This window comes from Nitrospira marina, assembly GCF_059568365.1.
In genome coordinates this window covers 754,260-771,359 of the sequence record NZ_JCANTH010000001.1, presented here as the reverse complement: position 1 = coordinate 771,359, position 17,100 = coordinate 754,260, and the positions used below count along the sequence as shown (strand labels likewise).

Sequence of the window (17,100 nt, the reverse complement as noted above, 5' to 3'; positions counted from 1 at the left end):
CCTTGATCCATCATGATTCATTCGACGTACGGATGCTCGCGATATGATCGCGTTGCAACCGAATTTTTGTATTATCCGCGACTTGCAGGGTAGCCGTTTCCTTATCCAAATTGGTCACGGTTCCCCATATTCCCGAAGACGTAATGACCTTATCGCCTTTTTTTAAGCTATCCAACAATTCCCGTTGTTTTTTTTGCCGACGTTGTTGCGGCAAAATTAGCAAAAAATAAAACACCACAAAAATCAGAAGAAAAGGAATGAGCGATAATAAGCCGGCGGAGGAATCGGGACCGGCTCCCCCGGCTTGAGCCCAAGCATAGGAATCTAGGTTCATAAGTACCTCAATTAAAATGTGTCTGTGGCCAACCCATTCAATCAGGTCGATACTTCCTGAATGAGCGTTTCACTCGTGTCACACTCGCGTCGGCGGTAAAAATCTTTCCGGTAGTCGTCAAACTGATTTGCGCTAATGGCTTGTCGTAGCCCCTTCATGAGCGAGCCATAGTACCAAAGATTATGGATCGTATTCAGACGTACGCCTAACATTTCATGCGATAAAAATAAGTGCCGCAAATAGGCTCTGGAAAACCGTTGGCAGACCGGACACCCACATTCGCCATCAATGGGATTGGAATCACGGGCATAGCGAGCCTGTTTAATCAACACCTTCCCTGTCGAGGTAAACAGCCAACCGGTGCGCCCATGCCTGGTCGGAATAACGCAATCAAATAAATCCAACCCCCGAGCCACCCCTTCCACAATATCTTCAGGAAGTCCAACTCCCATTAAGTAGCGGGGACGACCGGGTGGAAGCTGGTCAATCACCGTCTCGATCATCGCCAACATGGCGGCTTTTTCTTCTCCCAAGGATAATCCACCCAAGGCATAGCCATCCATATTCAAATTGACCAACTCCTGAGTCGACTCTTGCCTCAATTGGACAAAGATTCCGCCCTGAACAATCCCAAACAACCACTGATGCTCTTTCTTCGGTACCGCAGCGCATCGCTGAGCCCACCTGGTCGTTCGCTGCACAGCCTCACGTGCTTGCTGTTCGGTACAAGGAAAAGTCGGACAATGGTCCAGAACCATCATAATATCGGAGCCAAGTGCGACCTGGATGGCCATACTTTTTTCCGGTGAGAGTAAATGCCACGCACCGTCGATATGAGAACGGAAGCCAACCCCCTCCTCGGTCACCTCACAAAGATCAGCCAGGCTCACCATCTGGTAGCCACCACTATCGGTCAAAATCGCTCCTGGCCATTGCATGAAAGCATGAAGCCCTCCCAGAGATTCAATGAGTTCATGCCCAGGTCGCAAGAATAGATGATAGGCATTCGCCAACACCATATGAAACCCGCATTCGCGGACTTCATTCGGATCCAGTCCTTTGACCGTCCCCTGTGAGCCAACCGGCATAAAGGCCGGAGTATCGATCTCACCATGGGAGGTTAAAAGTCGTCCAACCCTCGCACGACCAGAAGGCAACGTATGCTGAATATGAAAACGATTGGGACCTGATTGTGAAGTGGATGGTTCTTTAGACATTATCTCTGCGTATGCTTAACCTTCATGCACATTACATTTTCTCCGGCGCGGAAATTCCCAGGATGGCCAGCCCATTACCAATGACCGTCTGGACTTGCCGGAGCAGGGCTAAGCGAGCAGCGGTCAAGTCCGGCGAAATACTTTCGTAGATGCGCTCTTGACTCAACGTTGTAGGATGCTCACTTGCCCCTAATTTAATGTTGTCTCCCGTATCCCCGGTGTTCCTCTCAGGATCCAATGAAGGAAGGACCCGATTTTTGTTATAGTAGGCATGCAATTGGGCCGCAAGCTCTTGGAGATAAAACGTGACCCGATGAGGCTCCAACGCCATCGCACTGTTTTCAACCACAAAAGGATACTGTGCCAACGTTTTAATCAGCCCTAACTCTTCATCCTGGATCAACAAGGCCTGATCGACATCCTGGACAGTCGGAAGGGGTACTTGGCGTTCCTGCGCCACTCGAAAGAGACTGGCCAATCGCGCATGCGCATACTGAACATAATAGACGGGATTGTCGGAAGACTGTTGTTTGGCTAACTCCAGATCGAAATCCAAATGCGTATCGGCCTTCCTCATCAGGAAAAAGAATTTGGCGGCATCTGGACCAACCTCATCAATCACCTCACGCAGGGTCACAAATTCACCGGCTCGCTTTGACATCTCAATTTTTTGACCACCACGCCGCAGGCTCACCATTTGTACCAGGACGATTCGCAAGGACTCCTTGGCAAAGCCAAACGCTTGAACCGTCGCTTCCATCCTTGGAATATACCCATGATGGTCCGCACCCCAAATATTTATTAACGTATCAAAGCCACGATCTAATTTTTGTCGATGGTAAGCCATATCGGCCGCTAAGTAGGTATAGCTCCCATCCTGTTTTTGAGCCACACGATTCTTTTCATCCCCAAACTGAGATGAACGAAACCACCAGGCACCATCCTCTTCTATAAGCAGCTTCTTTTGCCGAAGTTCGTCCAATGACTGTTGGATAAGGCCTGCCGTATGCAGGGATGTCTCACTAAACCAGGAATCAAATTCAACACCAAATGAAGCCAAATCTTCTTTAATTCGATCCAAAAGCATCTGACCGGCCAATTGAGCACAGAGCATTTCGGCATCATCCGATGAGCCATCCATTAATGTTTGCCCATGGGTCTTCGCCACAGACTCAGCCACAATTTTTATATAGTCTCCATGATAGCCATCCTCGGGAAAGGATGACGGGTTTCCCCAATGCTCTCGATAGCGGGCATAGACGGACCGTCCCAACAACTGTAACTGACGACCGGCATCGTTAATATAATATTCACGGGATACCATAAATCCGACAAATGCCAATAACCTGGCCATGGCCTGCCCCAATGCCGCACCTCGTCCATGTCCGACATGCAACGGCCCAGTCGGATTTGCACTCACGAACTCCAGGAGAATACGTTTCCCTTTTCCGATGTTGCTGGTCCCATACAACGGTCCCTTGTCCTGAATCATCCGTAGAACCTGGATCCACTTGAGGGGATGGAGAGTCAAATTTAAAAATCCTGGAGGGGCAACGGTAACGCGGACGAATACATCTGAAAACTGGGCCCGAAGACCTGTCGCCAACAGTTCGGCTACTTTCAGAGGCGATTGTCGAACTTGTGAGGCCAATGTCATCGCGACACTAGACGAAAAATCTCCCCATTCCGGTCGCTTCGGAGGTTCCACGGCAATGGTTGGAATCGTGTCCAGACTAAATTCGCCAGATTCCCTGACCTTGTCTAGGATAACCGCGATGGCCTCAATGACTTGGTTTTGGAGAAATTTCTCCACGGTGAAATATCCTATCTACGCAGAATATATGGGGTTTTTAATAACCGCGGCGAATGTAACACAGCATTCTAGCCAAGGCAAGGCACAGTGGACGCTTCATCAAGACACTCGAAACTCGCGAATTCCACGGACGCCTTCATTCCACTTAACACGTCTTCAACCTTTGCGAGGACCTCCCTTTGTGAAAAAGAAAGACACGGCATATCTGTACAACGCGCAATGGCCGCCTTCCCTAGGCAATGACAGGATTTTCGTACTACGGCTACATGAGTTCCCCGCGGCGCCCATTTTTCCGGATCAGTGGGACCAAACAACAACACTGAAGGCACGCCAAAACTTGCAGCTAAATGCGACAAACCGGAATCGTGCCCGATAAACAATTTGGCATGTTGTAAATATTGCCCAATCTGAATCAGATCCATTCCTTTCAGAATGGTATATTCAAGATGAGTCAGTAAGCCTTGCACATTTCTAAGCGAGTCATTATCTGCAGGTCCTCCTACAAGACAAATGTTCATTTTCGGTTGCGCCATCATCAGGCCTTTGACAATGCTCGCCCATAATACCGGAGAGGCGCATTTGTATCGACTGCCACTTCCAGCATGGAGAAGGATAAGTGGCTTCTTGTTGGAATATGGAAGTCTCCGCGAGTGTGATAGGGGCAAAACAAGAGGACCTGTAAGACTCCTGTTTATTTCTTTGTCACGCAGGAACTGTGTCGTCTGAACCCACGGTTGGAGTATCTCCACATACCGATCAACCATATGTTGGTTAAGCAGTGTTCTGTCATGAGGTGATCGAAAAATACCATCTTGAATTCCCACAGTCTTCAACCAACTTCGCCAAATACCATCTGTGTCCTCTAACCAACATATGGCCCTATCGCAACGGCGCAGAATCGACAGGAAATTTGCCTGAGGGGAATCACTAGTTCCTCGATATGTCAAAAACTCCAGCCTATCAAAAGAATAGGACTGATGAACTTCCTGCGCCTTCACGAGCACATCACCTAATTCCTTATGACCAAACCAAATCAGACGGTGCCCAGGAAAGGTAGACTTCAAAATTCGAATAGCGGGCAAGGCCAACAACCCATCCCCTAATGCCCCAGGATGGACAATCATTAAATTGGAAGGGGGAAGAGCCATACCATTATTTCAGACGAGAAGCAGCTTTTCGGGCAAATTCATAATCAGCGGGTGTATTGATATTTAAAAATGAATACCCATGTGGATCAATGTCAGCGAATAGAGGTTCCTCCACAATTTGAACGAAGAGAGATGGGTCTTGAATCAGACTTTGAATTCGGAGATTCCCCTCTTGAATCATTTTCTCCATTATGAGGGAACATCGTTTGGAATATCGTGCGTGTAGAGGCTGAAATCCTGTCGAAAGCTTGGGCATTACCACATCACTTTCAGGCTGAGCACAAAGCCTTGAAATAACGAAAGGATTTAAAAATGGCATATCGCAAGCCACAACAAATACGGAAGAATTAGAGGATTCCTTGATTCCCGTACACATTCCACCTAATGAGCCTTTATCAGGAATCGCGTCAGTCACTAAACGAACAGGAAGATGTCCGCAAGGGTAATCTTCTATTGCGGTCACCAGTATTATCTCATCAAATAATTTCCCTATGGTGAAACAAACTTTATCAAGAAATGTAGTTCCATCCCATTCGAGAGTTCGTTTATCCTTTCCCATCCTCCGACTTTTCCCGCCAGCTAGAACAACAGCGGAAGTGTTTGTAATTTTTTTTATATTGGTCATAAAAAAAGGGGGTGGTTGCCCACCCCCTTCATTTTTTTTCGGAGAATTCCGATGTTTACAACATGGTTAGACTTTACCCTTGCGCCTATTGGCCCGCCGAGTCAAAATCCATCCTTCCACAAGGACCAACCCAATGGCGGCTAGCGTTGGGTAAATATATGTTTCCTTTTCAATTGGTGGCTCTAACACCAGATAATAGAAAGCGGAAACTGCCATCTTTCGTCCTACGTCCCCATTGTGACCATCCCACACGAAGAAATTAATAGGGATATATTTTCCCAATTCAATGTAGGCATCTTCTTCGTAGTCACCTTTGAGTGGTCGGGTGACGATAACTGTCCATCTTCCATTGTTCCACTCGGCTTTCACCGTTTTTAGTTGCTCGGTGAAATCGTCACGATCATCAAAATCTACATCCCACCCCGTACCTTGATAAGCTTTAAGTTCGCCATCAGCCGTCCATTTAGTGATGTCCACGGGAAATCCCTCATCTCCCCAGAAATATCTTGGTTTTCGTGGAGCGGGCAATTCCTGCCACTTAATAGGAAACTGGAAGGCAAGCCCATCATTATACACCTGATATTCCGTTTGTTTCGCAGCAATGGATTCAGGATGTTCAGGATCATCAGCAAACTTTGATCCTCCAGGTGGCTGCTCTTCAATCCCATAATCACCAAGATTTACTTCATAGGGTTCCCAGTCCACCTCATCTTGCTGCACACTCTTTGTACGATCATCCCATCTGAACATAAACGAAATATGAGTTTCATTGTAAAGGGACTGAACCCAGACATCGTCAATTCTGGTTACAAAGTTTCGTGGCTTATGAGTGATCTGTCCACCCATTGCCACAATCCGTCGATCAACCAGGTTCCACCGTTCGTCGTGCTCGTCAGCAGGCAAGTCTCCTTCGACGAACTTTGAAGGAACGACGAAATCAACTTTTGGCTTATCCGTTAAAGGATCAATTCCCCTAGGTTTGGCTGCAACTAATTCAGCCGCGATTTCATCGGTCACATTGCCACCGGCAATATCAACATCCTTATCCCGTTCACAGAGATGGTTTACATAATTGGCTATGTGCCACCGATCTTCAACGGTTGTATTATCGGCGAACGAAGGCATGGGCGTTCCACTCACCCCTGTAGAAAAAGTTCTAAAAATATTCTTCACATTGTAGGCATCCTGTCGGCTGCCTCTGAAATTCCAACACTTATGCCAGTCGGCAGGTTGTATGGAAAATCCCCAGTCATCCTTGAGGTTGAACGCATTCCCATCTCCGCGACCCTCCAAGCCATGACATTCAATACACTTCATTTCTTTCACAAGTTCTGATCCACGCTTCACCGATTCCGCCGTAGGAGGAACTGGTTCAATTTTTTCCAATTGCAATACATGGAATTCTTCAAATTCGGTATCTTGCCAACTCCGGTCCTTGACCAATTCGGTGGTGACAAAGGCTAAGACATCCCGGCGTTGGTCCTCAGTCAAAATACCTTCCCAGGAGGGCATAGCGGATCCAGGCAATCCATGTGTCAAAGTTTGAAATAAATCTACGTCAATGAGGGGCAATTCCCCGCTGGCCGTATGACGGATTTTAAAGGTCCCTGAATTAAAATTACGTGGTCTGGGCCAAAGTCGGTCCGCTCCCGGCCCGTCTCCAGACCCATTAACCCCATGGCACCAAACGCACTTTGTGAAATACACTCGCTTCCCTGCTTCAACTTGTTCGGCAGATGGCGGAGCAGGGCGACTCCCCTCGGCAAATCCTTCTGCCATTTCCGCATGGGACGTGGTAGCAAAGCCTAGTCCACCAATAAGGAGACCCCAACTAAGAAGCCAGGCTCCTAGGCCACGCCTACCATATCCGGCTGTAGTCGTTTCGTTCATGACCATCCTCTTTTCAAAGTGTCCAGTATCGATTTGAATTTCGTTCATGTCCGCGTCCCCCTTATTCCCAAGTCCGCGGGTAATACCCGGTGTGCCAGTATTCAAACATGATGACTTTCCAAATTTCATCAACGGTCAAATGCTGTTCCCACGGTGGCATCACGGATGCCCATGGGAAACCTTCACCAGGAAGCCCAATTCCTCCTTTAGCCACTCGCCAAAAAACAAAAGTTTCTTGGAGCTGTGCGATAGTTCCTGCATCGGTAAAATTGGCAGGAATTGGATTAAAGGCAAACGCCCAGAGGCCGCGACCGTTCAAATTATCCCCATGACAGAAATGGCAATTTTGGAAAAAAATCTCTCCCCCTTCCCGAACATGTTTAATATAACCTTTAGCATTGGGATCCCAGGGATTATCTTCCGGATTTTTCACATCCTTCATTAAACGTCCCATATCCTGACTTACGATATGAGCGTTACTGTATGCCTGATCGTATTTCCCCTCTGGATTAATTCGATAGGGATTCGAGGCAGTTTGCAATACATACGTTTTTCCGTGCACTTTAGTTGTCGCCGGTGGGGCTGGATGCACGGTTCTCAATTCAATGGGTTCATCAAAGCTGGGAAGGAAAGAATTGTAGGCAAAACCCCAAAGCCCGATTGGTAGCAAAATCAATAAGGCTGTTCGAATGAACTTAGTCATTCCAGTTTTGGCGTCCAAAACATTTATGATAGGACGCTTAAACTCCTCCCACTCCTGCTGTGAACCCGACACCCACATAAAAATACCGCAAGCTGAAACCGTCCCATAAATGGCCCTCACACTAAAGGGAATGGGCGGATAGATTCGATACTTGAGATAGAACAAATTCACAAAACACCAGACAAAGATACCTGCCCAAAACTTGGGCAAACCCATGCCTGCTCTTTTAAGAGAATAGTTAATAATAGAAAATACAAGGATGCAGACCGCCAACTCTGAAATCATCTGCATCGGCATGTAGCCTTCAACTAGTTTAAGCCACGTCATTCTTCCTTACTCCTTATAAAGGGTTGTCCCCTAAATTAATATTCCTTATTCTTTTGGAGGTAAAGGTTGGCCTTCTTTTAATTGTGCCAAATAATCAACCATTTTACTGAGAGCCCCGCCTGTCAATCTTACGCCAAAATCCTTTGGCATTTGATTGTCCGGAAAATCCTTCACGACATAGGCACTTGGGTTTAATATCGATTCAGTAATGTACTCCTTGGGTGATTTGGCTTTACCCTGATAACCTGGATCTTTAAGACGATTTGGGGCATTCGACCCCTCCATGAGGAGAGGACCGACTTTTCCCGTGGCACCTTCAATTCCTGGGATGGTATGGCAGGCAGGACAACCGGCTTTCATAAAGAGCTTGTCGTATGGCTCGCTTCCGTCAGCCAAAAGGTTTCCACCACCAGCCCCAGCTTCTTCTTCTCCACCTGCCGCGGGGCGATCTGCTTCCGGAATAAATTTTTCATATGATGCGACGATTTCATCATATGCCGGAGGTTCTTTCCCTTCCCGAGTGTAAATCCAGGTATCGACCGCGGCCAATTCCCCCAAAGTCAATGATATCGGTGGCTTGTGAATCTTGGGCATGGGGCTTACCGTGTCGTTCGACCCCTTCACACCAAAACCAGTCACCACAAAACAGCTTGGACATGCATGGGACTCGGCGATATATTCTTGAGCATTCGTTGCCGTTCCTGACCCTGGAAAAGCTTCCTTTTGTTCAGTGGTACGTGCCTCAGGATTATTCATGTGATAATTCGGTTCTTTTAATCTCTCAGGGGCCGTATCGGGAATTCCATAGAGATTCGGGGCACGCTCACTCAAAAAGCCTTTTTGAAATCCATGGCACAATGGGCATTGGCCTTTGCCAATGGCCCCTTGCGTTTTACTTTGTCCAATTCCACCGAAAATAATTTTTTCCCCTTCATCACCCAGTTGCTGTGCTGACATACTTTGGAAGTCCAGCTTGACAACAGGAGGAGGAAATCCTCCTTCGACCTGAGGCAGCCAATTTCCATATCCGGAGAGAGCGGCTGCCACAAAGAACATGAAGCCTCCAATTTTCATCAGTGCACTGATGTTGGGAAAGTAAAGCCCCATAACGAAAGTCATGATGGTAATCATGACCAGAGAAACCGGCAATAAACCGCTGTTCCCTTCAAAATTATCTACGTAATTTGAGATGGCGATAAACGCCAAAAATGCACAGAAAATTCCAACTATCGTCTGGAAACTCGCCCGTTTCTTTTTTACAGGATCAGATATTGTCGCCTGGAAATATAGCAACAATCCAACCAGCATCAGCAATACTGGCCAACCCATTTCTATGGCCCGTTCCAATAACTCAACCACAGTGCAATCCTCCAGCTTGGGGGCTGCCTATTGCAGCCCCACGATTGTTTGTAATTGTATTTTTCGTTCAATGACCAGTTGCAGACTGAGGAGATGGAACTGGCTGCCCTGCCGGCGAAGGAACCGGTACTTTTTTCGCACCAAGGGTTCCCAACCAAAAGACAAACATAATACTGATCCAGAAAAATAACACGTTAAACGAAATAACGTTGGCCGCAAACCCGATCGTATGGGTATAGGCCCATGGAGAGTTATCCCGCATGACCTCGTTGACGTGCCAGAACAATCTCACTGAAGAACGGATATAGCCCATCAATCCCATCATCCATGTGAACGCTGTGGCCAACATGATGATGGCATATTGGGAACGCGGGGGAATTTGACCCCATCTAATTGGTCCCAACTGTCTTCCATTTTTTAACATTGCAAGATTCAGTGGCGTCATTAACAGCAAACATGACAATGTTCCGGCCACCTGAGGCACCGACAATCCAATTCGCACGTTGGCAGGAATGAAATACCCATAACAAGCCAACCAAACATTGTTTAGCTGGGCTATGATGAAAAAACATCCCATAAAAATATTGCCAAATTTGGCCCAGCTAACCGTTGGGACCCTGTTCCCTCGCTGGTACCATATAAAGCTTAAAACGGTCGTCATAATAATGGCGTTAATGCCCCCATTTTTTGCCGACATGACACCATAATTACCCAGAACCGGATGTTGTTGACCACCCATAGCTTTCAATTCGGCCGGGGTCATGACGATCGTATGTGGCGTAATGAAAACCAAAAGACCAACAACTAAAATAAACACGAGATACTTAATATACTTCTGGAATCGTTCACCACCGGTCATCCGTCCGAGGGCTTGCCACAAGTAATAATTCGTGGTCAGGAACAGGATTCCGATCATGGTGGCTTGAATAATAAACAACCAAGCCAACAACCCACCCATCAAGGTAATTCCCATTTGTTGACGGTAGGCATATACCTCACGCATCAACCAATAACCCGCAAAGGGCAATGGGATGAGAAATGCTACACCTAAACTCATTGCGATGTAGCCCATCCAATCGTAATGAGCCCGCTCTTCATCTGTTTTTGAAGAAAGGAAACGGTAAGCTGCATAGGCTGCCACCACACCACCACCAAAGGCCATGTTCCCGAGAATTCTATGAACATTCAAAGGATTCCACAGCGCCGTATGAATCACGTGCCAGATATTTCCAAGATAACGTCCTTGCTCATCTACTCCAGCCGGTGACATCATAAATGCAATCCACGAATTGGCAAGGAACATTAACACTGTCCCAATCACATTCAGGATGACGGACATGCTGAGATGAACCCATTTCAAGACACCTTCCCGCATCTTGTCCCAACCGTAATAATAAATGTAGAGGGTTGCACTTTCCGCCACGAACGTTAAGGCATAGATGTGCATGACCGGCCGGAAAATACTGGATAAATATCCAAAGAAGGCCGGATAGAGCGTGAGGAAGGTAAAGATCAGAATCCCACCAAGAATGGCGGTTAAGGAATATGCCGTTAGGCTGATCTTGATGAAATCATAAGCCAATTGATCATATTTTTTGGCCATGGCTTTATCTTTACTGACCATCCCGGCAAATTCGATACACATGCAAAAGATTGGTACCGCCAACACAAAACTTCCATAATAAAGATGCTGCTGGTTGGCCACCCAAAGAAGGACACGACTCTCAAAGTTATACCGAGGGTAAAATGTTTCATTGTCTTCCGTTACCGGTGCAGGCATGCCAATGGCTGGACCTTCGGTTTTGTAATAAACGTCCCGACCCATTTCCACCTTTTCTTCCTCGCCCTCCTCACCCGCTGCCTTTTGCGCAGCAACGACATCCGCAGGAGGACCACCAGCCGGTGCACCACCCCCACCTGCCACGGCGGTGACTGACAGGACAATCGGCAACAACAGCAGACATCCCATCACCATTAAGGCCGATACGGCAAACAACTTTTTCTTCCCCCGGGTCATTTGATTGAACAGGCGACCCATTGACCTACCTCCTTGTGAAAACGTGTTGAGTTAAACCCATCAAAATTACCTAATAAACCTAATAAACGTGCCAAATCTTAATTTTAAGCTCCAACCTCAGAAGATTTTTCAATTACCGGAACATGTAGAAATAGTCGAGTCCCTGGGCATCCATCAAGACATAATCCAATGCCTGGAAATATACAAAACAAATGACCAATGAAACTATGACATACAGAGCTGTCTGCATGCGCTCCTCCTTGGGTCTAAAAGAATTAAATGATTGACCACCTTTTGGAAGTCATGATCTTTTAACAGGGACACTGAATACCGGCAAACCAATAAAAGAACCACAAACTTACCGCGCATGTCAGATAAAAAATAGCCTTACCTATTTTGGTTTCTAACTCCGTTGACTCCCTTATGACAGCCGTCGAATCCCCCATCTTAATTCCTCCCTCTGCTTAATTCGCATTCAAAAATTAAACAATTTCACCTAATAAACTTCATTGACACATTATGATTTTTCGTGCTATTCAAACATTTTTCGTGCTATTCAAACATTTATTGATCACGTAAAACGAGGGATTACTCATGCGTTCAAATGCAAAAGTGTTCGACATTATAGTTTTGGCCGGAATGGTTGTCAATATTCTCCTTGCTGTGTTTCTCATCCTCTACTATTTTGATTTTCTTTAATTTTTTTCAGTTTAGCTCCACACAAAACATTGACGGTTTTTGGTCCTAATCTGAACGCGCACACCTGAACCCAATGGTCTCGTCCCGGAAGTCAGGAACCATAAAACTTCTATTGGTTATCCGGATATCGACTCCTTGGCTCGTATAGCCACTACCTCTCATTGTCTTGTAGGTAGAAGGAGACCGATTACTCGTCGGCGTAACAGCATTTTCTTGAAGGTAGAGATCCTCGACATACCAATTGTCCGTCCATTCCATAACATTTCCTGCGCCGTCATACACTCCAAAGACACTCTGATCAAGAGGAAAAGCCCCAACCGGAGCCGACACAACATAACCATCTGCCTCTCCTGCAAAATTGGCAGGATGGCCCCTGAGACCCTCACCCCACGGCCAGGTGCGACCATCTGTCCCTCGCATAGCCTTTTCCCATTCCTGTTCAGTAGGAAGACGCTTGCCTCTCCATTGACAATAGTCATTCGCATCACTCCATGACACATAGGTAATCGGCTGATGAGGGCCTCGCAGCAAACCGAGCTTTTCGGCATAGCGGGAAGGCGGACCAGGCTGCCGATGTCCGGTAGCTTCAACAAATTCCATATACCGCTGGTAGGTCACCTCGTACCGATCAATCCAATATGCATCGAGATGAGCGACGTGCGCAGGCTTTTCATTAAATCCGCCTTGATCACTCCCAAGAATGAATTCCCCAGTAGGAATTTTAACCATCTCATCTTCATCTGCCCGACCAGAAAGCGCCACATCCCTTGGTGCCTCAGAGGATGTCTCCGAAGCTGAAGAAGGCTGAGATTGAAGATCGCGATCCGGGGGATTTGGAGGAGCATCGGTTCCCCTCAATATTCCCAACACCGGCAACCCGGTCATAAATAACACCGCAATCAAAAAAATAAGTTTAAATCGACCGTCCATGTTCCCCTATTTCTGGTCCGTCAAGGTTGCCTATTCCGAGAAACTATGGGCGATTGGTCTCGCCGACGAGGAGTTTGATTATCGTTTATGAGGCTTGAGGAGTCTCAGTCGGAGGATTCTTTGCGCACCGAAATCCAACACTGGCATCGTTTCTCCACATTTTCGCTGCAAAACGCTTGGTCACCCTGGCGCCTATACGAGATTCACGCCAAGAACCTCCACGAATGACTTTATTCTCGTCTTCGTCCTTTGGGCCGGGGGGGTCCCGATACGGAGCCTGCTGATAATAGTCTGGAGCATAACTATCCATGACCCACTCAGCCACATTGCCGGTCACATCATAGAGTCCAAATGGGCTTCTCCCTACTTCATAAGACCCCACGGGAGCTAAAAACTTAAAGCCATCCTCCTCCCCATCCACATTGGCAAACTGATAGTCAAACTTATCACCCCAGGGATAACGGCGTTTTCCTTCTCCCCTGGCCGCTTTTTCCCACTCCGCTTCTGTCGGCAACCGCTTGCCAGCCCATCGACAATACCCAAAGGCGTCGTTCCAGCTAACCGCCACCACCGGATAATCGGGCCCGATCAATTTGGCGACATCATCTTCAAAGACCGGCACCTTAGGCTTGTCCCGTTTCGTCATCTTGGTATACCGCTCATAATCTGCCTGCGTGACTTCTTTAAGGTCGATGTAAAACGTTTGGAGGTAGACCGGATGGGGTGGCCCTTCATCGGGGTCCCCATCGCCAATGCCCATGGTAAATGGTCCTTCAGGAATTTCTACCATTTCACGATTATCATCCCCCACGAGCGTTTTATACATAGAGAAGTCTTGGGTGGGCATTGGCTGCAATACACGGACATTGGCCGATTGACCGGCCGACAACTCATCCAAATCTTTTTTCCCTTTATAGGTCATAACAATCAACATCACGATCATCATGATAAAAGAGCCGAACACAAAAAGAATGGCCCCCATGAGGACCCGTTGATTTTCCATTACAATTTTGCCTCTCGCTTCGACATAATCAGCACAATTTCAGTTTGATTAGGGTTGTAAAGGCCCATGATGCTTAACGTTCGATTCAGGAAGATTCTGATTTCGTTGTTGCCAGGTTTCAATTAGCATCGAAATCCAAATCCCCAAAAATCCACCCATCGCCGCCCCTGACGCGGCCCCAACGGTCACGGCCTCAGTTCCACTCAATCCTAAGGCCAACAGTCCGCCTAAAATGGTCCCGATAAAAATGCTCAAAAAAAATCCCCGGCCGCCTACTAAGCCTACCCCGGCGCCAAGAAGGGATCCAACTGCTAGCGCGACAGGGAGCCATTCCTCTCCCATAAAAATCCCGATCAACAGGCCCACGGTCCCTAATCCCAGGATACCCAAGAGGACATCAAATATTTTCGATGGAGTCACTTTCACTTTTCATTCCCGCCCAAAATCACCGTTGGATGATTCAGATTGAACCCGAATAGAACCAAAATCCACCTCCACTCCCGGCCCCCCTAACAAGGAAATACCCCAGGCATGTGGGGCCGGTTCATGGTCATGAATCTTCAGAAAATCTTCATACACATTAACCCGCTCCTCAACCCACTTCCCCAGAGATTCAGTCCCACTACGAATGACAATTTCTGTGGAGCTAAACATGCCACCCTCTTTGACTGACCCCACCGGAAGTGTAGCACTCCACACATATTTCGTGTTCACGGGAATAAACATTAAGTCGACATCCAAGGACGGGTAGATCGCGGCCAGGAAATCGGCGTCATCGGGAACACTCTGTATTCTCCAACGCCAGGTCAGAATAGGGTGTTGCTTCGGATCCCACGTCATATGCTTGGTATACACCCGTTGGTTGGCGTTTTTCGCAGAAAGAAAAAAAGTTCCACCCTCTTCTTGAATCGTATAGGTCTCATGGGCTGTGACCGTACTCCGCTGCGCTTCCCATCCTTGAGGAAAGCCTTTAGCATCAGGATGCTGAAAATCCTCCAACACCATCGAACTACCGGAAGGTCCTGAACCCGGAACCTCTTGGGCCCTCCCGGCACTACTTCCATTTATCAGAAGGCCCACGACCAACCATGTCAAACAAGCCGCGCTTACCCGGCTCCGTTTCACTCCTTCTAAACTATTGTGTTGCCAAGAACAGATTCTCATTACGCGGATTCCTCTTCTGAAATGACCTGAATCACCGGAGAAGGCCTTTCAAATTCAGCCGTTCGCCGTTCTACCACTCGCTGATCCCATCGGCTAAGCCAAAACACGAAAAAGACTGACGACCAAAAAACAATCATATTGAGAGTGACCATTTTCGCAGCAAATCCCAGGGAAGGCGTAAATGCCCACGAGGATCGATCGGGCATTAATTCAGAAATATGCCACCCCAATCGGCCCACAGACCTGATGTACCCCATCAACCCCATTACCCAGGTAAACGCGGCAGCGACCACAAACAGCGCCACAATCCCACGCGGGGTAATTCGTCCCCAATGCACAGGCCCATTTATATGGGCGCCCCGCAACATTAATCGATTCAATAATATCCCTCCAACTACCACAGTAGCGGTCGTCATCCCTTGAGGCGATGAGAGACCCACCCGAACATTTGCCGGAATATAGAATCCGTAAATGGCCAACCACACAATATTGGCAATCCCCATGAGAAATAACATCAATAAGAAAATATTTCCCTTTGATGCCCACTTGACTGTCATCACACGATTAGCTCGCCGATACAAAATGTAACTCAATGCGGTTAAACAGATCATGACATTAACCGCACCATTCTTCGCGGACATCACACCGAATTGACCAATGACCGGGTGCTGGGCCGCGCCCATCGCTTTCATCTCGCTCCCACTCATGGCAATGGTATGCGGCGTAAACCACACGAGGAAACACACCATCAGCGCAAAAAGGATCACCTTAAAGTGGGGATGAAAGCGCTCACCACCTTGAAGGCGCGCCAGGGATTGCCAGATGTAATAGTTAATTCCTAAAAACAAGACCCCAACCATAATCGCTTGGAGGACAAACAGCCACGACAACATGCCTCCCATCATTGCCATGCCCATCGTTTGCCTGAACTCAAAGACGGCCCTCATCAACCAGTAGCCGGCAAGCGGCATGGGGAGAAGCGCACACACCACTACTACAAGAAAAACATGTCCAACCCAATCGTAATATGCCCGGTCCTCCGCGGTTTTGGACATGAAAAACCGGTAGGTCGCATAGGCGACAACCACTGCGCCACCTGACATAATATCCGCCAAAAAACGGTGCGTATTCAGTGGATTCCATAATGGAGAGTGCAGGAGATGCCACACATTCCCCAAAAAATGGCCTTGGGCATCAACCCCGGCCGGGGCCATCATAAACGAAGCCCAAGAATTCGCTAACAACAACAAAATGACTCCGGTTGCATTTGAGAGTACACCAAGAGTCATATGCACCCACTTCAGCGCCGGGGTTTTGAGGAAGTTCCATGTGTAATAGTAGAGGGCCAAGAGGAAGGCTTCACTCACAAACACCATGGCATATACCGGCATAACCGGCTTAAACGTTCCCCCCATGTAACTCATAAACCCCGGGTAAAGAGTCACAAAGGTTACCAGCATAAGAGAGCCTAACAAGGCCGTAATAGAAAGCGACAGTAGCGCCACCCGCAAAATATCATGGGCCAATCCATCCAATTTCTGCTGGGAGGCCTGTTGTTTTCGTGTGATTCCTAAAAATTCCAATAACAAGGCAAACAAAGGAATAGATAAGACAAAGCCTCCGAAATATGTGTGTTGCTGAGTCACAAACCACACGACCAACCGGTTATCCACCAAAGGATAGGAGGAATAGCCCTGAGGACTTTCCGCGACGGACGGACTGGAAATAGACCCTGGAGTTTGGTAGAAAATATCCTGGCTTGTCTGCCCTTCAGTCGAAGGCAAGGCCTGATTATCCAGGCCAAATGCCAACCCCGCCTGAAGCAAAAAGAAAAGCAGCACACCCACCAATGTTTTGAAAATTGTCTTCAA

General features: G+C 47.6%; 14 protein-coding genes. All 14 read right to left on the bottom strand.

Annotation, left to right across the window (positions count from 1 at the left end; all coding sequences use genetic code 11):
* Window positions 1-10 precede the first annotated feature (10 nt).
* Window positions 11-334, bottom strand: a complete 324-nt coding sequence (yajC, locus tag LX98_RS03300; RefSeq protein ID WP_312643635.1) for a preprotein translocase subunit YajC — start codon at window positions 332-334, stop codon at window positions 11-13.
* Between the two features lie 41 nt (window positions 335-375).
* Window positions 376-1,551: a tRNA guanosine(34) transglycosylase Tgt gene (gene tgt, locus LX98_RS03295; RefSeq protein WP_496427536.1), complete on the bottom strand. Its 1,176-nt coding sequence runs from the start codon at window positions 1,549-1,551 to the stop codon at window positions 376-378.
* Between the two features lie 31 nt (window positions 1,552-1,582).
* The gene (gene argS, locus LX98_RS03290) at window positions 1,583-3,364 is read right to left on the bottom strand and encodes an arginine--tRNA ligase (protein ID WP_496427535.1); all 1,782 of its coding nucleotides are present in this window, start codon (window positions 3,362-3,364) and stop codon (window positions 1,583-1,585) included.
* A 68-nt stretch (window positions 3,365-3,432) separates the two neighbouring features.
* The gene (locus tag LX98_RS03285; RefSeq protein WP_496427534.1) at window positions 3,433-4,512 is read right to left on the bottom strand and encodes a glycosyltransferase family 9 protein; all 1,080 of its coding nucleotides are present in this window, start codon (window positions 4,510-4,512) and stop codon (window positions 3,433-3,435) included.
* Between the two features lie 4 nt (window positions 4,513-4,516).
* Window positions 4,517-5,137 carry an NTP transferase domain-containing protein gene (gene mobA / locus LX98_RS03280; RefSeq protein WP_496427533.1) on the bottom strand — a complete coding sequence of 207 codons (621 nt, stop codon included), beginning with the start codon at window positions 5,135-5,137 and terminating at the stop codon, window positions 4,517-4,519.
* A gap of 66 nt (window positions 5,138-5,203) precedes the next feature.
* Complete coding sequence (locus tag LX98_RS03275; RefSeq protein WP_496427532.1) at window positions 5,204-7,027, bottom strand: c-type cytochrome; 1,824 nt, start codon at window positions 7,025-7,027, stop codon at window positions 5,204-5,206.
* A gap of 61 nt (window positions 7,028-7,088) precedes the next feature.
* Window positions 7,089-8,057 carry a c-type cytochrome gene (locus tag LX98_RS03270; RefSeq protein WP_496427531.1) on the bottom strand — a complete coding sequence of 323 codons (969 nt, stop codon included), beginning with the start codon at window positions 8,055-8,057 and terminating at the stop codon, window positions 7,089-7,091.
* Between the two features lie 45 nt (window positions 8,058-8,102).
* Entirely contained in the window at window positions 8,103-9,416 is a 1,314-nt protein-coding gene (locus LX98_RS03265) for a nitric oxide reductase (RefSeq protein WP_496427530.1), read from the bottom strand.
* Window positions 9,417-9,483: 67 nt separating this feature from the next.
* Window positions 9,484-11,454 (bottom strand): cytochrome ubiquinol oxidase subunit I, encoded by a 1,971-nt coding sequence (locus tag LX98_RS03260; protein WP_496427529.1) that lies wholly within the window; start codon window positions 11,452-11,454, stop codon window positions 9,484-9,486.
* 723 nt (window positions 11,455-12,177) lie between these two features.
* Entirely contained in the window at window positions 12,178-13,062 is an 885-nt protein-coding gene (locus tag LX98_RS03255; RefSeq protein ID WP_496427528.1) for an SUMF1/EgtB/PvdO family nonheme iron enzyme, read from the bottom strand.
* A gap of 85 nt (window positions 13,063-13,147) precedes the next feature.
* Window positions 13,148-14,065 carry an SUMF1/EgtB/PvdO family nonheme iron enzyme gene (locus LX98_RS03250; RefSeq protein WP_496427527.1) on the bottom strand — a complete coding sequence of 306 codons (918 nt, stop codon included), beginning with the start codon at window positions 14,063-14,065 and terminating at the stop codon, window positions 13,148-13,150.
* 48 nt (window positions 14,066-14,113) lie between these two features.
* A complete protein-coding gene (locus LX98_RS03245; RefSeq protein ID WP_496427526.1) occupies window positions 14,114-14,485 on the bottom strand; it encodes a hypothetical protein in 372 nt (123 codons plus the stop codon).
* Window positions 14,486-14,494: 9 nt separating this feature from the next.
* The gene (locus LX98_RS03240) at window positions 14,495-15,229 is read right to left on the bottom strand and encodes a DUF3047 domain-containing protein (RefSeq protein ID WP_496427525.1); all 735 of its coding nucleotides are present in this window, start codon (window positions 15,227-15,229) and stop codon (window positions 14,495-14,497) included.
* Entirely contained in the window at window positions 15,229-17,100 is a 1,872-nt protein-coding gene (locus tag LX98_RS03235; RefSeq protein ID WP_496427524.1) for a cytochrome ubiquinol oxidase subunit I, read from the bottom strand. Before LX98_RS03235 ends, LX98_RS03240 begins: the two co-directional genes overlap by 1 nt.